Here is a 20,522-nt window from a genome sequence, read left to right as displayed (position 1 = left end):
GTGCGCGGCATGAGGGCCGTCACCTGGCAGGGCCGGCAGGACATGCAGGTCGTCGACGTGCCGGACGCCCGCATCGAGGAGCCGACCGACGTGGTCGTCAAGATCACCTCGACCGGCCTCTGCGGCTCCGACCTGCACCTCTACGACCCGCTGACGCCGTTCATGACGGCCGGCGACGTCGTCGGCCACGAGCCAATGGGCGTCGTCGAGGAGGTCGGCGCCGACGTGACCGCGCTGAAGGTCGGCGACCGCGTCGTCGTCCCCTTCAACGTCTCGTGCGGCACCTGCTGGATGTGCACCCGCGGGCTGCACAGCCAGTGCGAGACCACCCAGAACCGCGACCAGGGCACCGGCGCGAGCCTCTTCGGCTACAGCAAGCTCTACGGACAGGTGCCCGGCGGCCAGGCCGAGGCGCTGCGCGTGCCGTTCGGCAACACGCTGCCGATCAAGGTCGCCGACGGCCCGCCCGACGACCGGTTCCTCTACCTCTCCGACGTGCTGCCGACGGCCTGGCAGGCCGTCGAGTACGCCGACACCCCCGAGGGCGGCACGCTCCTCGTCGTCGGCGCCGGCCCGATCGGCGACATGGCCTCCCGCATCGCCAAGCACCGCGGCCTGCGCGTCATCGTCGTCGACTCGGTCCCGGAGCGGCTGGCCCGGATCACCGAGCGCGGCGGCGAGACCGTCGACCTGCGCGAGGTCGACTCCGACGACGTGCCCGAGCGGGTGCGCGACCTCACCGACGGCCGCGGCGCGGACGCCGTCATCGACGCCGTCGGCATGGAGGCCCACGGGTCGCCGGTCGCCGAGGCCGCGCAGAAGGCGCTCGGCCTGCTGCCCAAGAAGGTGGCCGGCGCGCTCATGCAGAAGACCGGGTCCGACCGGCTCGACGCGCTCTACACGGCGTTCGAGTCGGTGCGCCGCGGCGGCACCGTCTCGATCTCCGGCGTGTACGGCGGCGCGGCCTCGCCGATGCCGATGCTGCAGCTCTTCGACAAGCAGCTGCAGCTGCGGATGGGGCAGGCCAACGTCCACCGCTGGAGCGACGACATCCTCGACCTGCTGAACCGCGACGAGGACGTGCTCGGTGTCGAGACCTTCGCCACCCACCACCTCCCGCTCGAGGACGCCCCTGCGGCGTACAAGACGTTCCGCGACAAGGGCGACGGCATGGTCAAGACCGTCTTCCGCCCCTGAGTCGAGCCAGGCGGGTCCGCGCGGCCGACGGCCGCGCGGACCCGCCGGTGCGGTCCCGCCGCGGGAGCGTCCTCAGCCGGCGAGCTGGGTGCGCAGGTCGCGGCAGATGCGGCCGAGCCAGCGCGAGACCTGCATCTGCGGGACGCCGAGCTCCTCGCCGATCTCCTGCTGGGTCTGGTCCTCGAAGAACCGCAGGTACAGGACCCGCCGGTCCCGCTCGGAGAGGCGGCTGACGACGGGCCCGAGCAGGGTGCGGGCCTCGGCGGCGTCGCGGTGGTCGGTGTCGTCGGCCAGGCTCTCGCCGAGGGTCAGCTGGTCGGTCCCGCCGATCTGCTGGTCGAGCGAGGTGGGCTGGAAGCAGCCGAAGGCGGCGACCGCCTCGTCGTGCTCGGCCAGGGTGATCTCGAGGGCGTCGCAGACCTCGGCGACGGTGGGCTCGCGCCCAAGCCTGGCGCCGAGGTCGTCGTCGGTGCGGCTGATGCGCCACTGCAGCTCCTGGACGCGACGCGGGGGCCGCAGGGTCCAGGAGTGGTTGCGGAAGTAGTGCAGCACCTCGCCCCGGATGGTCGGGACGGCGTAGCTGAGGAGGTCGTGACGCTGGGTGGGGTCGAAGCGGTGGACGGCCTTCACGAGGCCCTCGCTCGCCGCCTGCTCGAGGTCCTCGATCGGGACGCCGCGGCCCCGGTAGCGGGCGGCGACGGCGTGCGCGACCCGCAGGTTCGCGACCACGACGTCGTCGAGGAGCCGCTCGCGCTCGGCCGGGTCACCGGTGGCGTGGGCGCGGGTGAGCAGGTCGTCGGTCAGCTCGGACCGGCCGGCTCGGGAGAGTCCGTGGTCGGGCGTGACGAGGACGTGGACCGGCGCGTCGACAGGCGCGTTCACAGACATGGCGGCTCCGCCTTCAAGAGGGTGGGTGAAGAGCTTTGCGGCGGCTTCAGCGGCATCAGGGGTTGTCCGTCAACGTAGTGAGACGGCACTCCGGCTGCTCCCACCTCGAAGGGTGTCTGATCCACGATCACCCGTGCGGGGGACCCGGGTCCGGGTGTGGATGTCCGGCACGGGGCGTCCTCTCCGGCGACCGGCCCGGCCGGGCTCTCGGCTACACCCGTCCGGTGACGATCACGCAGTCACCCGCACAGGTGTCTGCGGCGCGGTCGCGCGTGGGGTGCGGCCTGCAGGGGTACCTCCGCACGTGACCACTCGAACCTCCGAGGACGCCGGCCCCGCCGCCGGCGACCCGACTCCCTCCGCGGAGGCCGCCCCGCGGCCCGCGCCCGTGATCGCGTCGGTGCCGTCGGGTCACGTCTACGTCCGTCACCTCGCCCCCGAGGGCGGCGGCGGACCGGTGCGGCTGCCCGACCCGGACCCCGACGGCGGCCCGGACGGCCGCGCGGCGGCGCCGACGCAGCGGTGGTGGCCGCCGGTGATGCTCGACCCCGCCTGGGCGACCGCGGCGGACGACGTCGACCTGTTCCACGTGCACTTCGGGTTCGACGCGCGGGAGCCCGCCGACCTGCAGGCGTTCGTCGACGTCCTGCGCCGCCGCGGCACGCCCCTGGTCTACACCGCGCACGACCTGCGCAACCCGCACCACGAGTCGCGCGGGCTCCACGACGCGCAGCTCGACGTGCTGGTGCCGGCGGCCGACCGCGTCGTCACCCTGACCGAGGGTGCCGCCGCCGAGATCCGTCGACGGTGGGGGCGGGAGGCCGTGGTGCTGCCGCACCCGCACGTCGTCCCGTTCGAGACCATGCGCGCGGCCCGCTCGATGCGGGAGGTCGGACGCCGGGCCGCGGCGCGGCGTCCGTTCCGGGTCGGCGTCCACGTCAAGAGCCTGCGGGCGAGCATGGCCCCGCTGCCGGTGATCGCCACGCTCGCCGACACGCTCGCCGACCTGCCGGACGCCGTCCTGCAGGTCAACGCGCACCGCGACGTCCTCGAGGCCACCGGCGCCCGGCACGACCCGGAGCTGGCGTCGACGCTGCGCCGGCTCGAGGAGGTGGGGCGGATCGAGCTGCACGTGCACGACTACCTCTCCGACGACGAGCTCTGGCGCTACCTCGCCGGCCTCGACGTCTCCGTGCTGCCTTACCGCTTCGGCACCCACTCGGGCTGGCTCGAGGCCTGCCGCGACCTCGGCACGACGGTGGTCGCGCCGTCGTGCGGCTACTTCGCCGACCAGGGCCCCGTGCTCACCTACGCCCACGACGAGGACCACTTCGACGCGACGTCGTTGTCGGCCGCCGTCCGGGGCGCCCACGAGCTCCGGCCAAACCTCTCCGCCACGGTGGACGAGCGTCGCGCCCAGCGACGCTCGCTCGCCGCCGCCCACGCCGCGCTGTACGCCGACGCCGTCGCGGGGAGGTGACCGTGCGGATCTGCCTCATCGCCTCCAACCGGTTCCCGATCCGCGAGCCCTTCGCCGGCGGGCTCGAGGCCATGACGCACGTCCTGGCCGGCGAGCTGGCCGCCCGCGGCCACGACGTGACGTTGTTCGCCGGCCCGGGCTCCGACGTCGACCTGCCGGTCCGGCTGCTGGTGCCGGCTGCGTTCGAGGCCAGCACCGCCGCCCTCGCCGACCGCAACGCCCCGAGCGCCTGCTGGCTCGCCGAGCACCACGCCTACCTCGGTCTGATGCTCGACCTGGCCCGCACCGGCTCCGAGGAGTACGACGTCGTGCACAACAACAGCCTCCACCACCTCCCGGTGGCGATGGCCTCGGCCGTCGACGTGCCGATGCTCACGACGCTGCACACGCCCCCGCTGCCCCTGGTGGAGTCGGCCATCTCGCTCGACCCGCTCGGCTCGACGTTCGCCGCCGTCAGCGCGTTCACCGCCGCCGCGTGGGCGCACGCCGTGCCGGCGACCGTCGTCCACAACGGCATCGACCTCGCCCGCTGGTACGCCGGCGACGGCGGGGGACCGGCGGTCTGGTCGGGCCGGGTCGTGCCCGAGAAGGCGCCGCACGCCGCGATGGACGCCTGCCGGCGCGCCGGCGTCCCCCTGGTGCTGGTCGGACCGGCCCACGACCAGCAGTACTACCGCACCGAGATCGAGCCGCGGCTCGGCGACGGCATCGAGTACGCCGGGCACCTGACCCACGCCGCGCTCGGGCGGCTTCTGCGGGAGGCGTCGGTCGCCGTCGTCACCCCCGCCTGGGACGAGCCCTACGGCCTGGTGGCCTCCGAGGCGATGGCGTGCGGCACCCCGGTCGCCGGGTACGCCCGCGGCGCCCTCCCGGAGGTCGTCGGCGCCGGGGGCGGTGTCCTGGCGCCGGCCGACGACGTCGACGCGCTCGCCGCCGCCGTCCTCGCCGCCGGTCGGCTGGACCGCCGAGCGGTCCGCGCCCACGCCGAGGCGACGTGCTCGCTGACCCGGATGGTCGACGACTACGAGCGGTGCTACGAGGACCTGCTCGACCGCGACGACGAAGCGGCATGACGCAGCCCTCCCGGACGATCGGGTACTACGTCCACCACGTCGGCCGCGGCCACCTGCAGCGCGCCCGCTCGTTGGCCGCGCACCTGGCGGCGACCGGGGGCGGGACGGTGACCGCCCTGTCCTCGCTCGAACGTCCCTCCGACTGGCCCGGCGAGTGGGTCGGCCTGGCCCGCGACGACGACGGTGCGCCCGTCGAGCCGACCGCCGGCGGCCGGCTCCACTGGGCGCCGCTGCGGCACACCGGCCTGCGGTCGCGCGCCGCGGTGGTCTCGGCCTGGATCGAGCGCGCCCGGCCGGACGTCGTCGTGGTCGACGTCTCGGTCGAGGTGCTGCTGCTGGCCCGGCTGCACGGCGTCCCGACCGTCGGGGTCGTGCTGCCCGGCCGCCGTGACGACGCCGCCCACCTGCTCGGCCTCGAGGTCGCCGACGCGCTGGTCGCGTTCTGGCCGACGCGGGCCGCGGGCATGCTGCGCGGCGTCCCCGAGGCGGTGACCGCGAGGATCCACTGCCTCGGCGCCCTGTCGCGGCTGCCGGTCGACGACGACCCGCCCCCGGCGGACGGCGGTCGGCACGCCCTCCTGCTGCTCGGCACCGGCGGCGACGCGGCGACCGCGACCGCCGCGACCCGCGCCGCCGAGCAGGTCGACGGCTGGACCTGGACCGTGCTCGACGGGACCCCGGGACGCTGGGTCGAGGACCCGTCCGCCGCGATGCGCGCGGCCGACGTCGTGGTGACGCACGCCGGGCAGAACGCCGTCGCCGAGGTGGCCGCCGCCCGTCGTCCGGCCGTGGTCGTGCCGCAGCCGCGGCCGCACGCCGAGCAGGCCACCACGGGGTCCGTCCTGGCCGAGGGCTGGCCGGCCGTCGTTCGCCAGGACTGGCCCTCCGACGCCGCCGACCTCGACCGCGCGGCGGCCCTGGACGGCCGCAGGTGGGCCGACTGGTGCGACGGTCACGCGGTCGAGCGGTTCGCCGCGGTCGTGACCGGGCTCGCCGAGCCGGCCCCGCCGGAGGCACCCCGATGACCCGCGTCGGCGTCGTCACCATCGCCCACGGGCGGCACGCCCACCTCGAGGCCCAGCACCGCTCGCTCGCCCGCGGGTCGCGGCGCCCCGACCACTACGCCGTGGTCGCCATCGACGACCCCGGGATCGGCCCGACGACCCTCGCCGGGCTCGAGCGGACCGTCACCCGCATCGACGCCACGGCGCTCGGCCTGCCGCTCGCGGCCGCCCGCAACCAGGGCGTCGCCGACCTCGTCGAGCGCGGTGCGGACGTCGTCGTCCTGCTCGACGTCGACTGCCTGGCCGGCCCCGGCCTGGTCGCCGGGTACGCCGACGTGGTCGCCGCCCACCCGGACCGCCTGTGGTCGGGTCCGGTCACCTACCTCGGGCCCCCGCCCGCGACCGGCTACGACCTCGCCACGCTCGACGACCTCGACGCGCCGCACCCGGCCCGGCCCGCTCCGGCCGCCGGCGAGGTCGCCGCCTCGAGCGACCCGGGTCTCTTCTGGTCGCTGTCGTTCGCCACGACCCCCGCGACGTGGGACGCCGTCGGCGGGTTCTGCGAGGGCTACGTCGGCTACGGCGGCGAGGACACCGACCTCGGGCGCTGCGCCGAGGCGGCCGGCGTCGGTCTGTGGTGGGTCGGTGCCGCCCGCGCCTACCACCAGCACCACCCGGTCAGCTCGCCCCCGGTCGAGCACCTCGACGCGATCCTGCGCAACGGCCGGCTCTTCCACGCACGGTGGGGCGAGTGGCCGATGGGCGGTTGGCTGACGGCGTTCGAGGAGCTCGGCCTGGTGCGCCGCGACGGCGACGGCTGGGTGCGCGCCTGACGCAGGGGCGGCCGGGCGGCGTGCGCTCCGGGCCCGGACGTCGGGGTCGGCGGCCCTCTCAGCCCGCCGTCGGTGGGGAGGCGGCGAAGGCCCGCTCGACGACGTCGAAGGCCTCGTCGAGGAGCGCGTCGCTGATCGCGAGCGGCGGCAGGAACCGCAGCACGTTGCCGTAGGTGCCGCAGGTCAGCACGATCACGCCCTCGGCGTGCGCCGCGGCCGCCACCCTCCGGGCGAGGTCGGGATCGGGGTCGGTGCCGCCGGCGCGGACCAGCTCGACGGCGATCATCGCGCCGCGGCCCCGGACGTCGCCGATCCGCGGGTCGCTCTCCTGGAGGGCGCGCAGCCGGGTCAGCAGCAGGTGCTCGACGTCGCGCGCCCGCTGCACCAGGCCGTCGGCCTCGATCGTCTCGATCGCGGCCAGGGCCGCCGCGCAGGCGAGCGGGTTGCCGCCGTAGGTGCCGCCGAGGCCGCCGGCGTGCGCGGCGTCCATCAGCTCGGCGCGACCGGTGACGGCCGAGAGCGGCAGCCCGCCGGCGATGCCCTTGGCCGAGACGACCAGGTCGGGGACCACGCCCTCCCGGTCGCACGCGAAGAGGTCGCCGGTGCGGGCGAACCCGGTCTGCACCTCGTCGGCGACGAAGACGACGCCGTTCGTGCGGCACCAGGCGGCGAGCGCGGGCAGGAAGCCGGGCGCGGGCTCGATGAACCCGCCCTCGCCCTGGATGGGCTCGATGACCAGGGCGGCCAGGTTGTCGGCGCCGACCTGCTTCTCGAGGAGGTCGAGGGCGCGCGCGGCTGCCGTGGCGCCGTCGAGGCCGTCGCGGAACGGGTACGACAGCGGCGCGCGGTAGACCTCGGAGGCGAACGGGCCGAAGCGGTGCTTGTAGGGCATCACCTTCGCGGTCATCGCCATCGTGAGGTTGGTCCGGCCGTGGTAGGCGTGGTCGAAGACCGCCACCGCGGGACGGCCGGTCGCCGTGCGAGCGATCTTGACGGCGTTCTCGACCGCCTCGGCGCCGGAGTTGAACAGCGCGGTGCGCTTCTCGTGGTCGCCGGGCGTCAGCCGGTTGAGGGCCTCGGCCACCGCGACGTACGACTCGTAGGGCGTGATCATGAAGCAGGTGTGGGTGAAGTCGGCGACCTGCTGCTGCACCGCCGCGACCACGCGCGGCGCGCTGTTGCCGACCGTGGTGACCGCGATGCCCGAGCCGAGGTCGATCAGGTGGTTGCCGTCGACGTCGACGACGATCCCGCCCGCCGCGCGGGCCGCGAAGACCGGCATCGTCGTCCCGACGCCGGCGGCGACGGCGGCCTGCTTGCGGGCCATCAGCTCGACCGAGCGCGGGCCGGGGAGGGCGGTGACGAGGCGACGCTCCTGGACGACGGTGCTCTGGTCGATGGCGGGTGCGCTCACGGGTCCTCCTGGAGATGTCGTGCGATCGAGGTGAATCTATCCGTCGTGTCGAGACTCACAGGCACTTCCTGTGGGTTCACAGGAAGGTGGCGGGTAGGCATGACCTTGCCCCCACGACAGGCTGGAGCCGCAGCCCCTCGACACCACCAGGAGTACCTCCCCATGCGCAACATCCGCGTCGCCGTCGTCGGTGCCGGCCCGGCGGGCATCTACGCCGCCGACATCCTGACCAAGGAGGCCGACGAGGCCGGTGTTTGGGTCAGCGTCGACATCCTCGACCGCCTGCCGGCGCCGTACGGCCTCGTGCGCTACGGCGTCGCGCCGGACCACCCGCGCATCAAGGAGATCGTCAAGGCGCTGCGGCGGGTGCTGAGCCGCGAGGAGATCCGCTTCCTCGGCAACGTCGAGTACGGCACCGACCTCAAGCTCGACGACCTGCAGCGCTTCTACGACGCCGTCGTCTTCGCGACCGGCGCGATGGCCGACCGACCGCTCGACATCCCGGGCGTCGACCTGCCGGGCAGCCACGGTGCGGCCGACTTCGTGTCCTGGTACGCCGGTCACCCCGACGTCCCCGCCCACTGGCCGCTCGAGGCCGAGTCGGTCGCCGTCCTCGGCGCCGGCAACGTCGCCCTCGACGTCGCCCGGATGCTCGCGAAGCCGGCCGAGGAGCAGCTGAGCACCGAGATCGCCGACAACGTCTTCCAGGGCCTCGCGCTCAACCGGGCGCGCGACATCCACGTCTTCGCCCGCCGCGGTCCGGCGCAGATCAAGTTCACGCCGATGGAGCTGCGCGAGCTGTCGCACTCGCCCGAGGTCGACGTCATCGTGCACCCCGAGGGCTTCGAGATCGACGAGGCCAGCCAGCAGGCGATCAGCTCCAGCAAGGGCGTCCGCCTCGTCGTCGACACGCTCCTCAAGCACGTCGACGCCGAGCCGACGGGTGCCTCGCGCCGGATCCACATCCACCTGTGCCAGGCCCCGGTCGAGGTGCTCGGCACCGACCGCGTCGAGGGCCTGCGCACCGAGATCACCGAGCTGCGGGGCGACGGCACCGCCCGCGGCACCGGCGAGTACGTCGACACGCCCGTCCAGGCGGTCTACCGCGCGGTCGGCTACCTCTCCACCCAGCTCGTCGACCTGCCCTTCGACCAGGCCGCCGGCGTCATCCCGAACGACGGCGGGCGGGTGCTCGACCTCGACGGCGTGCCGGTGCCCGGTGCCTACGTCACCGGCTGGATCAAGCGCGGCCCGGTCGGCCTGATCGGCCACACCAAGTCCGACGCCGCCCAGACGGTCGCGCACCTCCTCGAGGACGTCGACGCGCTCGCCGTCCCCGAGGACACCGACCCCGACGGCCTGGTCGCCCACCTCGCTGACCGCGGCGTCGACGTCGTCACCTGGGACGGCTGGGAGCGTCTCGACGCCCACGAGCTCGCCCTCGGCGAGGCGGCCGGGCGCGAGCGGATCAAGGTCGTCGCGCGCGAGGAGATGCTCCGCGTCGCCCGCGGCTGACCCGCCCCGGCTGCTCCTGCCCGCGCCGGTCAGCCCCGGCCCCACCACGTCCCTGGCGTTCGGGTGCCGCTCCGCGAGAGCCCGGCACCCGGACGGCAGGGACCTCGTCGTCCGGGCCCGTCCGGCGTTCGACGATCCCCGGGCGTCCGAGACCGGGGCTCAGACGACCTGGACACCCGAGGTCGCCGTGCGCGCGGCGTACGCCGTGACCAGCCGCTCAGTCACCGGGCCGCGGGCTCCGGTACCGATCACGCGGCCGTCGATCGCGACGACCGGTGCCAGGCCGCCCATGGTGCCGGTCACGAAGACCTCGTCGGCGGTGTAGAGCTGGGTCTGGGAGTGGTCGCCGACCTCGGTGGCGATGCCGAGCTCGGCGCCCAGCTCGAGCACGGTCGCGCGGGTGATGCCCTCGGGGCAGGCCCGCGTCGTGGGGGTGTGCAGGACCCCGTCGGCGACGTGGAAGACGTGGGTGGCGTTGGTCTCGGCGACGAAGCCGGCGTCGTCGAGCATCAGCGCGTCGTCGGCACCGGCGACGTTGGCCTCGATCTTGGCCAGGATCGAGGTGAGCAGGTTGTTGTGGTGGATCTTCGGGTCGAGCGAGTCGGCCCGGTGCCGGCGGACCGAGGCGGTGACCAGGGTGATCCCTGCGTCGTCGTAGACCGGCGACTTGAACTCCGCGAGCACGATCAGGGTCGGGCCGGCGGTGTTGAGCCGGGGGTCCATGCCACTGGTGACCTTGACCCCGCGGGTCAGGGTCAGCCGGACGTGCACGTCGTCGCGCATGCCGTTGGCCTGCAGGGTGCGGGTGATCTCGGCGGTGATCTCCTCGTCGGTCGGGACCTCGGTGAAGGCCAGTGCCCGCGCCGACCGCCGCAGCCGGGCCAGGTGCTCGGTGAGGGCGAAGATCCGGCCGTCGTGGAGCCGCAGGCCCTCCCAGACGGCGTCGCCGCCCTGCACCACGGAGTCGAACGGGCTGATCCTGGCCTCGTGCGGTGCGGACAGGACCCCGCCGACGTTGACCAGCAGCTGGTCGTTGCGGGGGTCGTAGCTCTGCTTCACGTGGGGTCGGGTCCGATCCGGTAGGGGGCGAGGGCCTCGTAGTGGGTCAGGCAGCGCTCGAGCAGCGGCTCGAGGTGGGCCGGCACGGGATCGGCCTCGCCGGGGGAGTGACGCTCGAACCCCGTCGACGCCTCGACGCCGGCGTACCAGTACGGCGCCCAGACGCCGTCGCTCGCGCGCGGCCCGGCCGGCCACGACAGCATCGCCTCGTCGAAGTCGATGCCGAGCGCGGCACACAGGGCCGTGAGGGTGTCGTGCGGGTCGGCCAGCAGGTCGGCGGCGTCGACGACCGGTCCGCCGTAGCGCTCGAAGAGCTCGACCTGCTGCGGCAGGCCGAGGTCCTCGAGGGTCGGCTCGTCGCGCACCTTGGCGTACGACGTCAGGACCCGCCGCGGGTCGCGCACCAGGAAGGCGTGGTGCAGGTCGGCGAGCGAGTCGCGGTCGACCTCGGGGAGCAGGTGGTGGGTCATGTGCTTCTGGTACTGCACCGGCGTGGACACCGCACCGGTGGTGAGCTCGGCGGCCAGCGTCGTCCACTCGGTGGCCTGCGAGGCCACGACCGCGTCGCGGGCCGGGTGGTCGAGGCCCGTCGCGTGCAGGTAGGCGGCGTAGAGCGGCTCGTCGACCACGCTGCAGTCCGAGCGGTTCTCGAAGCTGCGCATCAGTGCCGTGGACAGGTTGCGCGGGCCCGACCACATGGCGATCCGGTAGGTCATCGACGCCGAACCTACCGCTGCCCGCGGCCCTGGGTGGCCCGGAACGGGTCGTGTGTCCCCGGACGGCGCACGGACCGTTCCCAGGCACGCGACCTCCGCGGACCGTCGCGCGGCAGCCAGGTGCGGGCCGGCTCGACCAGCGGAGGGCCGACCCTCAGGCTGCGCCACCCGCGGGCAGCGCCTCGAGCAGGATGTCGGGGTTGTCGCGGGCGGTGACGTCGGCGCGCCACTTGTCGACGAAGAGCGCGAGGTGGGTGCCGTCGGAGCGTTGGAGCACCTCGACGCCGCGCTTGCCGGAGAGCGCGGCCGCCCCGTCGGCGTCGGTGCGGCGGGCGACCTGGTAGTCCAGCCGGGAGAGCCGGATCGGGGAGTTGAACTCGTTCTCCATCCGCTCCTCGACGACCTCGAACTGCATCGGTCCGACCGCCGCGAGCACCGGGCTCTGGTCGCCGCGGAGGTCGGAGCGCAGGACCTGGACGACGCCCTCCTGGTCGAGCTGGTCGATCCCCTTGCGGAACTGCTTGTAGCGACCGACGTCGGCCGCCGTCACGGTCATGAAGTGCTCGGGGGCGAACGTCGGCACCGGCGGGTACTCGATCGCGTCGCCGACGTACACGGTGTCGCCGACCCGCAGGGCCTGGGCGTTGACGAGGCCGATGATGTCGCCGGGGGAGGCCTCCTCGATCGAGGAGAGCTCGCGGCCGAAGACGGCCTGGGCGTACTTGGTGGCGAAGGGGCGCCCGGTCGAGGCGTGCGTGACGACCATGCCGCGCTCGAAGGTGCCCGACACGACCCGCGCGTAGGCGAGCCGGTCGCGGTGGGCGGCGTTCATGCCCGACTGCACCTTGAAGACGAAGGCGCTGAAGTCGTCGGCGGGCTCGCGGACCGACCCGTCGACGCCCTCGGTGGCGTGCGGGGCGGGCGCCAGGTCGAGCAGCAGGTCGAGCAGCTGGGCGACGCCGAAGTTCTGCAGCGCCGAGGCGAACATGACCGGCGTCGTCCGGCCGGCCAGGAACTGCTCCTGGTCGTGGTCGGCGCCGTCGGCCTCGAGCAGCTCGTGCTCCTCGACGGCGTCCTGCCAGACCGGCAGGTCCGCGGCGTCGACGTCGGACGCCGGCATCCGCCGCTCCGGCGCGCGGGTCGCGCCGCCGGCGGTGCGGGTGTACTTCACGAACTCGCCGGTACGCCGGTCGAGCACGCCCCGGAAGTCGCCCGCCTCGCCGACGGGCCAGGTGAGCGGGGTCGGGCGCAGCTTGATCTGCTGCTCGATGAGGTCCATCAGCTCGAGTGCGGACAACCCGGGGCGGTCCCACTTGTTGATGACGGTGATGACCGGGATGCCGCGCAGCGCGCAGACGCGGAACAGCTTGAGCGTCTGCGGCTCCAGCCCCTTGCCGGCGTCCACGAGCATCACGGCGGAGTCGACGGCCGACAGCACGCGGTAGGTGTCCTCGGAGAAGTCGCTGTGGCCGGGGGTGTCAACGAGGTTCACGACGTGGTCGCGGTAGGTGAACTGCAGCGCGGCCGAGGTGATCGAGATCCCGCGCGCCTTCTCCATGTCCATCCAGTCGGAGACGGTCGCGCGACGCCCGCCCTTGCCGTGCACGGCACCGGCCTCGGTGATCACCCGCGCGTGCAGCGCGAGCGCCTCGGTCAGGGTGGACTTGCCGGCGTCGGGGTGGCTGATGACCGCGAAGGTACGGCGGGGGCGGCTGTCGGACACTCGCCGAAAACTACCCGGCACCGGGCCAGGAATCGTGATCGGCGTCCTCGCGTTGTGCCGGTGTGAACATCGAGGAGCTGCCTGAGATCGCCGTCCCGGCCATCGTCTTCCCCGGCCAGCGTGGCCTGGAGTCCGCGCACCGGGTCGCGCACGACCTGCTGGAGCGCCGCGCCCCGCGCGAGGCGCTCGAGGTGCTGGCCCCGGCCCTGGAACGGGACCCCGGCAACCGTGGGCTGCGCACGTTGCGCGCCTGGGCCTACTTCATGCGTGCCTCGCTCGGTCCGGCCGAGACCGAGCTCGTCGCCCTCGTCGACGACGACCCGAGCGACGTGTGGGCCCGGCACGCGCTCGGCCGCACGCTCGAGCGGCAGTCCCGGCTGCGCGAGGCGCTGCCGCACCTGCGGCTGGCGCACGCCATGACCGGTGACATCGAGCACGAGCTCGACGTCCTGCGCGTCGAGCGGCTGCTCGCCACGGGCTGACGTCGCGCCGGAGGCCGAGCCGGCGAGCGCCCGAGCGGCGACCGGGCCACGGGCCCGCGTCGCCGCTGGCCGTGGCTCGGCCCCGGTGGGCCGGGACCTCGACCTCGACACCGGCCGGTTCCCGGCGGTCGCGGAGCATCAGACCAGGTCGTCGTCGCCGATGCCGCGCGCGACGAGCGCGTCGCCGGTCAGGTGCGCCTGCGCGACGACGCGGATGACGAACGGCGTCAGGTACGCCCGCGGGTTGCGCCCGAGCCCGCGGGCGCGGGCCGCGTCGCGGGTCTCGCGGCCCAGGTCGACGGTCGCGGGCAGGGCGCGGATCGCGAGGGCGACCGCCAGCGCGACCCGCTCGGTGTCGAGGCCGACGCGACGCAGCGGGCCCAGCAGCCGCACGATCGTGTCGAGCATCGTCGTCACCGGGGTGGTGACCGTGACGACGACCGCGAGCAGGGCCAGGGAGACCAGGTCCACGAGGGTCTCGGCGGCCTTGGGGAAGTCGTACCACCACCACTGCAGGGCGGCGGCCACCACGGCGACCGCCAGCACCAGGCGCAGCGAGCGGACCAGCGACACCAGCGGGACCCGCCCGACCCACGCCAGCAGCACGGCGAGGACGAACACCGCGACCGTCACCGCCGGCGCGTGCGACACGACGGTGCCGACGCTGACCAGCGAGAGCCCGGCCAGCTTGGCGCCGGCCGGCAGCCGGTGCAGCACCGTGTCGCCCGGGTGGTAGAGCCCGACGGTCACCGACCGGGGCGCCGTCCCCCTCACCGGCTCACCGCCCGGTGACCGAGGCGACGTAGTGGTCGACGGCGGCGCCCGCCGGCCCGTCGAAGACGACGCGGGCGTCGTCGACCACGAGCACCCGGTCGCAGCGGCGCACCAGGTCGAGGTCGTGGGTGACCAGCACCAGCTGCTGCTCCAGCGCGAACAGCAGGTCGCCGACCCGCCGCGTGTGGACGAGGTCGAGCAGGGTCGTCGGCTCGTCGGCGACCAGCACCTGCGGCCGGACGGCGAGCACGCCGGCGAGGGCGAGCAGCTGCTTCTGGCCGCCCGAGAGCGCGTGCACGCTCAGGTCGGCGTGGGCGAGGAGCCCGTGCTCGTCGAGCACCTCGAGCGCGCGCCGACGCCGGGTGGCGGCGTCCTTCTCGTGCCGGCGCAGCGACAGCTCGACGTCCTCGACGCACGTCGGCATCACGAGCTGGGCCGCGGGGTCGGTGAAGCAGAAGCCGACGAGCCGGCGGGCCGCCGCCGGCTGGGCGACGACGTCCACGCCCCCGACGACGACCGCGCCGGCCGTCGGGGTCACGAGGCCGTTGAGCAACCGCACGAGCGTCGACTTGCCCGAGCCGTTCGGCCCGATCACGCCGATCCGCTGCTCGCCGAGCGACAGCGACGTCGGGTGCAGCAGCGCCCGGTCACCGGACGGCGTCGAGACGGTGACCGCGACGTCGCGCAGCTCGATCAGCGGCATCCGGGGCCGGTCAGCGACGACGGTCGAGCAGCTGGGGGAAGGCGCGGTGCACCTCGGAGACCACGAGCGCGACGATCGTCGTCTTCAGCAGGTCGCCGACCCAGTAGAGGACGTCGATGCGCCAGGCCTCGACGACGTCGAGGTCGAGGCGGACCATCAGCCCGCCGATCCCCATCGGGTGGATCACCAGGATGCTGGCCGCGATCGAGCACAGGAAGACCGGGAGCGCCCGGGTGCGCGCCGACGCGGGGATGCGGGTGACGAGGAAGCCACCGAGCGCCGCGGCGATCGGGAACGACAGCAGGTAGCCCACGCTCGGCTCGCTGAGCACCCCCGGACCCGAGGTGTGCCCGGCGAAGACGGGCAGCCCGATGAAGCCGAGCAGCAGGTAGAGCAGGACGGCGGCGGTGCCGCGGACCGGGCCGAGCAGGCAGCCGGCCAGCATCACGCCGAGGGTCTGCAGCGTGATCGGGACGCCGGCGCCGCCGACCGGGACGGCGCCCAGGTAGGTCATCGCGGAGATGAGGGCCGCGAACGAGGCGACCAGGGCCAGGTCGGTGGGGGAGAAGCGTCGCGGCCGGTCGGCGGTGCTGGTCTCGGTCGGCTGGTGCAGCGTCATGTCGGTGCTCCGGATCTGGTGGTTCGGGTCCTGGCGCGGGTGGGACGGCGGCCGGTGACGGCTCGCCCGGCCCTGCCGTGCGGGGCCGCGCCGACCCTGAACATAGCGCCGCCCGGAGTCCCGGCGGCACCCGCGCCGGTGGGTGGGCGGGTGGTGCCGGTCCCCGACACGGAGGACCCGCCGCACCGGGATGGTCCGGATCGCGCGGGCGGGGGGTACTCTGACGGCACGTCGGTATGGGACCGGCGACCGCCGTCCCTGACGGCACCCGAAACGCCTTGGCGATCGACCGGTCGGCCACGCGCGACGTCCAGCCCCGCGGCACACTCCCGCAGGGCTCCGTCGGTGGGCCCGCCAGGAGTCGCCGCGCGTCGTACCGCCACGACCGCACCGGTCTGGCAGCTCCGAAGGGGGAGTCCCTTGGCTCGAGGAGGCCAGCGCCAGAACGGCGCCACCCGCGCGCGCCGCCGCGGGCGCGAGCTCGACAACGAGGGGATCATCCCGATCCTCGCGCGGGCCGTGCGCGAGGTGGAGGGCGCCGCGCAACGCGGCAAGGTCAAGCCGACCAGCCGCACCAAGTTCCAGGTCGTCGCCCAGCTCGCCCGCGAGGAGCGCGGCCGGGTCAAGGTCGACACCGAGATCAACGAGGCCCAGCGCGCCGAGCAGCTCAAGCGGCTCGACGGCATCGGGACCATCCTGGCGAAGACCACCGCCCGCGACACCTCGTTGCTCGCGCTGCTCGCCGAGGACGCCGTCCTCTCCGACGCCGGGCGCGACCTCAAGCGCGACATGCTCGTCGCCGCCGGGGTCGAGGTGCCCGAGGAGGAGGAGAGCGCCCCGGAGCCCGTCGCGACGGTCGCCTTCGACCCCGAGCGTCAGGTCACCCCGCGCTCGGTCGTCTCGCGCCAGCTGGCCAACCCCTTCCTCGTGCCCGACTTCTCCGGCGTGGTGCGTCCCTCCCACGCCCGGCGGCTCTCCGGGTGGGAGCTCATCGAGCCGCTGCTGGAGTCGTTCGAGCGGGCGGCCGGCGGGGCGACGTCCTGCATGGCGCTGCCCGACGGCCAGGAGTTCTCGTTCAAGGCGCCCACCGGCCTCGAGCTGATGCACCACCAGGCGCAGGTCGTCGAGTCGGCCGCGACGGGGCACCGCACGTTCCTGCTCGCCGACGAGCCCGGTCTCGGCAAGACCGCGCAGGCGCTGCTCGCCGCGCAGGCCGCCGACGCCTACCCGCTGCTGGTCGTCGTCCCGAGCGTGGTCAAGACCAACTGGGCCCGCGAGGCCTCGCTCTGGACGCCGCACCGCAAGGCCACCGTCGTCAACGGCAACGGCCACGACGTCGACGGCTTCGCCGACATCGTGATCGTCAACTACGAGATCCTCGACCGCCACGTCGGCTGGATGAGCACCCACGGCTTCCGCGGGATGGTCGTCGACGAGGCGCACTTCATCAAGAACAAGTCCTCGCAGCGCTCGCAGCACGTGCTGAAGATCGCCGACCGGATCCGGGCCCGTGCCGGCCGCCCGCTGATGACCGCGCTCACCGGCACCCCGCTGATCAACGACATCGACGACTTCCGCGCGATCTGGCAGTTCCTCGGCTGGATCGACGAGAAGAAGCCCCTCGGCCAGCTGATGGACCGGCTCGAGGACACCGCCCTCACCCCGATCGACCCCGGCTTCTACCCGGCGGCGCGCTCCGCGGTCATCGACATGGGCATCGTGCGGCGCCGCAAGGTCGACGTCGCCTCCGACATCCCGGCCCGCCGGATCGCCGACCTCCCGGTCGAGCTCGAGGGCGAGGTCGGCCGCTCCATCCGGGCCGCCGAGCGCGAGCTCGCCCGCCGCCTGGTCGAGCGCTACGACATGGCGCTGGCGACCCGTCGCTCCGGCGTCGTCGTCGAGGGCATCGACCGCGACCTCGTGCGCCGCGTCGCCACGTGGGAGCGCGAGGACACCACCTCCAGCGGCAGCAAGGACGGCGAGAACGTCTTCACGATGATGCGCCGCATCGGGCAGGCGAAGGCCGGCCTCGCCGCCGACTACGCCGCCCAGCTGGCCCGCAACGTCGGCAAGGTCGTCTTCTTCGCCAAGCACGTCGACGTCATGGACACCGCCGAGGAGCTGTTCGCCAAGCGCGGCATCCGCTCGGCGTCCGTGCGCGGCGACCAGTCGCCGAAGGTGCGCCAGCAGAACATCGACGCCTTCGTCAACGACCCCGACGTCGCGGTCGCGGTCTGCTCGCTCACCGCGGCCGGCGTCGGCCTCAACCTGCAGGTCGCCTCGAACGTCGTCCTCGCCGAGCTGTCGTGGACCGACGCCGAGCAGACCCAGGCCATCGACCGCGTGCACCGGATCGGGCAGGACCAGCCGGTCACCGCGTGGCGCGTCATCGCCGCGCAGACCGTCGACACCAAGGTCGCCGAGCTCATCGACAGCAAGGCCGGCCTCGCCGCCCGCGCGCTCGACGGCTCCGACGAGGAGGTCGGCTCCTCGGCCGACATCCAGACCGAGGCGCTGGTCGCGCTGCTCACCGAGGCACTGGTCAGTCGGGGCGACTGAGCCTCCCCGCCACCCCGCGGGGCCGGGTCAGACGAGGCCGCGCGAGGCCACGATGCGCTCGACGCTGATCCGGAGCGCGACCCGGTCGGGGTTGACCCGCGGGGTGCGGTAGCGCGCGGCGTACCGCTCGCAGGCCCGCGCCACCGACGCCGGGTCGTGCACGACGACCGCCGTGCCCTCCAGCGTCGCCCACCGCGCACCGTCGACCTGGCAGGCCGCGACCGGCCCGCCCTCGCTGCCCGCGGCGAGCAGGTTGCGCACCTTGCGCGACCCGTTCCCGGTGATCACCCACGCGCACTCCCGCTCGGGGTCGAGCGCGACCCCGACCGGCACCACGTGCGGCTGGCCGTCGGGCCGCAGCGTGGTCAGCGTGCACAGGTGGCGCTCGGTCCAGAAGTCCAGCAGCGGCTCCGGGACCGCGTCCCAGCCGGGTGTCCACGACGTCATGGCGCGACGGTATCCGCCGCCGGCGCACCCGACCTCCCCCGGAGGTCGAGCACGTGCACGCGACCACCTCGGAGGTCGAGCGAGCGAGCACTCGGAGGTTGAGCAAGCGAGCGCCAGCGAGCGCCGACGAAACCGCCGGCCCTCCGCCGCCGACTCGCCACGCCGGCCTGGCCCCGATGGGCCAGTGATCTCGACGCGCCGACCACGGCCTCGTTCCTCGACCGTGCGGCTTGCTCGATCCACCTCTCTGGATCTGACCCCTCGTTCCTCGAGGTCAGATCCACCGGTGGAACCACATGCGGTCCATCCAGTCGCCCCGCGGGATCACCTCGTAGGAGAGCAGCGGGTAGAAGTAGGCGAAGTTGAGCACGACGAGCACGAGGAACGAGCCGGCCACGATCACGCCCGTCGTCCGCCGTCCGGACGGTTCTCGGGAGTGCCCGACCAGCTTGCCGAGCACGAGGGTGACGGCGAGCACCAGGAACGGCAGGCAGGCGATCGCGTAGAAGAAGAAGATCGGCCGGTCGTCGTAGAGCAGCCAGGGCAGCCAGGTCGACAGGGTGCCGGTGAGGGCGACCCCGAAGCGCCAGTCGCGGGTGCCGACCCACAGGGCGGCCGCGGCGAGGAGCGCCAGGCACCCGCCCCACCAGAGGATCGGCGTCCCGATGAGCAGCACCTGCCGGTAGCAGGTGTCGCCGGCCGGGGCGTCGCAGCCGTCGGTGCCGGGCTGCACGTCGAGGTCCGTCGCGACGCCGACCGGCCGGTTGAGGAAGAGCCAGCCCGACGGCTGCGACTGGTAGACGTGGGAGCTGCAGTTCAGGTAATGGGTGTGGAAGGTGTAGACGTCCTGGTGGTAGTACCAGAGCGACCGCAGCGACTGCACGACCTCGCCGAGCCCGCTCGCGTCCTTCTCGGTGGCGGTGGGCCAGGTCGCGGAGTCGTCGCTGACGTTGTTGGTCTGCAGCTCGCCGTCCTCGCCCTCGACGCACTCGCCCTCGGAGACGAAACCGGTGTACTGCGTCGACGACAGCGCCTTCTCGTAGTCGCCCGCGTGCACCAGCCAGCCGGTCCAGGAGGCGACGTAGACCACGAAGGCGACGAGCACGAGCTGGGCGAACGCCGGGACGCCGTCGACCAGCATCGCCCGGACCCGCGCCTGGCGCAGGCCGAAGGACCGCCGGGCACCACCGCTCCACACCCACACCAGGACGCCGAACGCGGCGAGCGGGTAGGCCGCCGTCCACTTGGTGCCGAGGGCCAGGCCGAAGCAGACGCCGCCGGTGAGCAGCCAGGGGCGGAACAGCAGGCCGCGCACCGGCCCCCACGCGGAGTCGACCAGCGGGGTGTCGCCGACGAGCCGCGCGAGCTTGGCGCGGTGCCAGTCGCGGTCGTTGACGATGCACGCGACCCCGCAGAGCAGGAAGAAGGCGAGGAAGATGTCGAGCAGCGCCAGCCGGGACAGCACGAAGTGCAGGCCGTCGAAGGCGAGCAGCAGCCCGGCCAGGCACCCGAGCATCGTGGAGCCGGTGAGCCGCCGCGCGAGGCGGCACATCACCAGCACCATCAGCGCGCCGACGACGGCGGCGGAGATCCGCCAGCCGAACGGGTCCATCCCGAAGGCCTTCTCCCCGAGCGCGATCACCCACTTGCCGGCCTCGGGGTGCACCTCCATCGAGGGCCCGTCGCCCCAGATGCCCTGGGTGCGGCCGCTCAGGATGGCCTGGTCGATGAGCTTGCCGTCGACCTCGTCCTGGTAGTTGCGGACGTAGCCCTGGTTCAGCAGCCCCCAGGCGTCCTTGGCGTAGTAGGTCTCGTCGAAGGCGAAGCGGTGCGGCTCACCGAGCCGCCAGAGCCGCATCCCGAACGCGAGGCCCGCCACCAGGATCGCGGCGCCCCACGCGAGCAGCCGGTCCTCCAGCCTGGCCTCGACGCCGGCGAGGCGGCCGCGGGCTCGCCGCCACGCCGACGGCTTCGTGCCCGACGGCGTCGCCCCGTCGTCGGTCGAGGGCGGGTGGAGCAGGGTCACGAGGCGGAAC

General features: G+C 74.0%; 18 protein-coding genes. 8 read left to right on the top strand and 10 right to left on the bottom strand.

Going from position 1 to position 20,522, the window contains the following annotated elements; genetic code table 11:
* Positions 1–9 precede the first annotated feature (9 nt).
* Positions 10–1,197, top strand: a complete 1,188-nt coding sequence (locus E4623_RS21810; protein ID WP_134768689.1) for a zinc-dependent alcohol dehydrogenase — start codon at positions 10–12, stop codon at positions 1,195–1,197.
* Positions 1,198–1,269: 72 nt separating this feature from the next.
* Here the strand turns inward: E4623_RS21810 and E4623_RS21805 are convergent, their stop codons facing one another.
* The gene (locus E4623_RS21805) at positions 1,270–2,085 is read right to left on the bottom strand and encodes a sigma-70 family RNA polymerase sigma factor (RefSeq protein WP_134768688.1); all 816 of its coding nucleotides are present in this window, start codon (positions 2,083–2,085) and stop codon (positions 1,270–1,272) included.
* Between the two features lie 304 nt (positions 2,086–2,389).
* Between E4623_RS21805 and E4623_RS21800 the strand changes: the two genes are divergently transcribed.
* Genes E4623_RS21800 through E4623_RS21785 form a run of 4 tightly spaced genes read left to right on the top strand, consistent with a single transcriptional unit; the run spans position 2,390 to position 6,475 of the window.
* Complete coding sequence (locus E4623_RS21800) at positions 2,390–3,565, top strand: glycosyltransferase (protein ID WP_245155215.1); 1,176 nt, start codon at positions 2,390–2,392, stop codon at positions 3,563–3,565.
* Positions 3,566–3,567: 2 nt separating this feature from the next.
* Positions 3,568–4,638: a glycosyltransferase gene (locus E4623_RS21795; RefSeq protein WP_245155214.1), complete on the top strand. Its 1,071-nt coding sequence runs from the start codon at positions 3,568–3,570 to the stop codon at positions 4,636–4,638.
* Positions 4,635–5,663, top strand: coding sequence for a glycosyltransferase (locus E4623_RS21790; RefSeq protein ID WP_134768687.1), 1,029 nt, complete (start codon positions 4,635–4,637; stop codon positions 5,661–5,663). The genes E4623_RS21795 and E4623_RS21790 overlap by 4 nt, the downstream gene beginning before the upstream one ends.
* The gene (locus E4623_RS21785; protein WP_134768686.1) at positions 5,660–6,475 is read left to right on the top strand and encodes a galactosyltransferase-related protein; all 816 of its coding nucleotides are present in this window, start codon (positions 5,660–5,662) and stop codon (positions 6,473–6,475) included. Before E4623_RS21790 ends, E4623_RS21785 begins: the two co-directional genes overlap by 4 nt.
* 58 nt (positions 6,476–6,533) lie before the next feature.
* Here the strand turns inward: E4623_RS21785 and gabT are convergent, their stop codons facing one another.
* Positions 6,534–7,889, bottom strand: coding sequence for a 4-aminobutyrate--2-oxoglutarate transaminase (gene gabT / locus E4623_RS21780; RefSeq protein WP_134768685.1), 1,356 nt, complete (start codon positions 7,887–7,889; stop codon positions 6,534–6,536).
* A 162-nt stretch (positions 7,890–8,051) separates the two neighbouring features.
* Between gabT and E4623_RS21775 the strand changes: the two genes are divergently transcribed.
* The gene (locus E4623_RS21775) at positions 8,052–9,404 is read left to right on the top strand and encodes an FAD-dependent oxidoreductase (RefSeq protein ID WP_134768684.1); all 1,353 of its coding nucleotides are present in this window, start codon (positions 8,052–8,054) and stop codon (positions 9,402–9,404) included.
* 159 nt (positions 9,405–9,563) lie between these two features.
* On the opposite strand, the gene E4623_RS21770 is transcribed toward E4623_RS21775, so the two are convergent.
* The 3 genes from E4623_RS21770 to E4623_RS21760 all read right to left on the bottom strand — a co-directional run bounded on the left by E4623_RS21770 (position 9,564) and on the right by E4623_RS21760 (position 12,902).
* Positions 9,564–10,463, bottom strand: coding sequence for an aminotransferase class IV (locus E4623_RS21770; protein ID WP_134768683.1), 900 nt, complete (start codon positions 10,461–10,463; stop codon positions 9,564–9,566).
* Positions 10,460–11,179, bottom strand: coding sequence for an HAD family hydrolase (locus tag E4623_RS21765; RefSeq protein ID WP_134768682.1), 720 nt, complete (start codon positions 11,177–11,179; stop codon positions 10,460–10,462). Before E4623_RS21765 ends, E4623_RS21770 begins: the two co-directional genes overlap by 4 nt.
* A 154-nt stretch (positions 11,180–11,333) precedes the next feature.
* Positions 11,334–12,902: a peptide chain release factor 3 gene (locus E4623_RS21760; RefSeq protein WP_134768681.1), complete on the bottom strand. Its 1,569-nt coding sequence runs from the start codon at positions 12,900–12,902 to the stop codon at positions 11,334–11,336.
* Positions 12,903–12,964: 62 nt separating this feature from the next.
* Here E4623_RS21760 and E4623_RS21755 point away from each other — a divergent pair, with 62 nt between their 5' ends.
* Entirely contained in the window at positions 12,965–13,384 is a 420-nt protein-coding gene (locus tag E4623_RS21755) for a tetratricopeptide repeat protein (RefSeq protein ID WP_245155213.1), read from the top strand.
* Between the two features lie 138 nt (positions 13,385–13,522).
* Here the strand turns inward: E4623_RS21755 and E4623_RS21750 are convergent, their stop codons facing one another.
* From E4623_RS21750 to E4623_RS21740, 3 genes are read right to left on the bottom strand one after another with little or no spacing between them, the layout of a single operon-like run.
* Positions 13,523–14,158 carry an energy-coupling factor transporter transmembrane protein EcfT gene (locus E4623_RS21750; protein WP_134768680.1) on the bottom strand — a complete coding sequence of 212 codons (636 nt, stop codon included), beginning with the start codon at positions 14,156–14,158 and terminating at the stop codon, positions 13,523–13,525.
* 4 nt (positions 14,159–14,162) lie between these two features.
* Positions 14,163–14,861 (bottom strand): ABC transporter ATP-binding protein, encoded by a 699-nt coding sequence (locus E4623_RS21745; RefSeq protein ID WP_134768679.1) that lies wholly within the window; start codon positions 14,859–14,861, stop codon positions 14,163–14,165.
* A 10-nt stretch (positions 14,862–14,871) separates the two neighbouring features.
* Positions 14,872–15,480, bottom strand: a complete 609-nt coding sequence (locus E4623_RS21740; protein ID WP_134768678.1) for a biotin transporter BioY — start codon at positions 15,478–15,480, stop codon at positions 14,872–14,874.
* Between the two features lie 420 nt (positions 15,481–15,900).
* Between E4623_RS21740 and E4623_RS21735 the strand changes: the two genes are divergently transcribed.
* Entirely contained in the window at positions 15,901–18,039 is a 2,139-nt protein-coding gene (locus E4623_RS21735) for a DEAD/DEAH box helicase (RefSeq protein WP_134768677.1), read from the top strand.
* Between the two features lie 27 nt (positions 18,040–18,066).
* On the opposite strand, the gene E4623_RS21730 is transcribed toward E4623_RS21735, so the two are convergent.
* Positions 18,067–18,486 (bottom strand): PPOX class F420-dependent oxidoreductase, encoded by a 420-nt coding sequence (locus E4623_RS21730; RefSeq protein ID WP_134768676.1) that lies wholly within the window; start codon positions 18,484–18,486, stop codon positions 18,067–18,069.
* 274 nt (positions 18,487–18,760) lie between these two features.
* Positions 18,761–20,512 (bottom strand): phospholipid carrier-dependent glycosyltransferase, encoded by a 1,752-nt coding sequence (locus E4623_RS21725; RefSeq protein WP_167736801.1) that lies wholly within the window; start codon positions 20,510–20,512, stop codon positions 18,761–18,763.
* Between the last annotated feature and the right edge of the window lie 10 nt (positions 20,513–20,522).

This window comes from Nocardioides sp. 1609, from assembly GCF_004522105.1.
In the GTDB taxonomy this organism is placed as follows: domain Bacteria; phylum Actinomycetota; class Actinomycetes; order Propionibacteriales; family Nocardioidaceae; genus Nocardioides.
The sequence above is the reverse complement of the archived record's forward strand: the minus strand, read 5'-3'. Positions and strand labels throughout refer to the sequence as shown.

Excerpts from the sequence above, each read along its gene's own strand:
- E4623_RS21810 (WP_134768689.1), top strand. The coding sequence starts at position 10 with ATGAGGGCCGTCACCTGGCAGGGCCGGCAGGACATGCAGGTCGTCGAC.
- E4623_RS21805 (WP_134768688.1), bottom strand. The coding sequence starts at position 2,085 with ATGTCTGTGAACGCGCCTGTCGACGCGCCGGTCCACGTCCTCGTCACG.
- E4623_RS21790 (WP_134768687.1), top strand. The coding sequence starts at position 4,635 with ATGACGCAGCCCTCCCGGACGATCGGGTACTACGTCCACCACGTCGGC.
- E4623_RS21785 (WP_134768686.1), top strand. The coding sequence starts at position 5,660 with ATGACCCGCGTCGGCGTCGTCACCATCGCCCACGGGCGGCACGCCCAC.
- E4623_RS21775 (WP_134768684.1), top strand. The coding sequence starts at position 8,052 with ATGCGCAACATCCGCGTCGCCGTCGTCGGTGCCGGCCCGGCGGGCATC.
- E4623_RS21765 (WP_134768682.1), bottom strand. The coding sequence starts at position 11,179 with ATGACCTACCGGATCGCCATGTGGTCGGGCCCGCGCAACCTGTCCACG.
- E4623_RS21745 (WP_134768679.1), bottom strand. The coding sequence starts at position 14,861 with ATGCCGCTGATCGAGCTGCGCGACGTCGCGGTCACCGTCTCGACGCCG.
- E4623_RS21740 (WP_134768678.1), bottom strand. The coding sequence starts at position 15,480 with ATGACGCTGCACCAGCCGACCGAGACCAGCACCGCCGACCGGCCGCGA.
- E4623_RS21730 (WP_134768676.1), bottom strand. The coding sequence starts at position 18,486 with ATGACGTCGTGGACACCCGGCTGGGACGCGGTCCCGGAGCCGCTGCTG.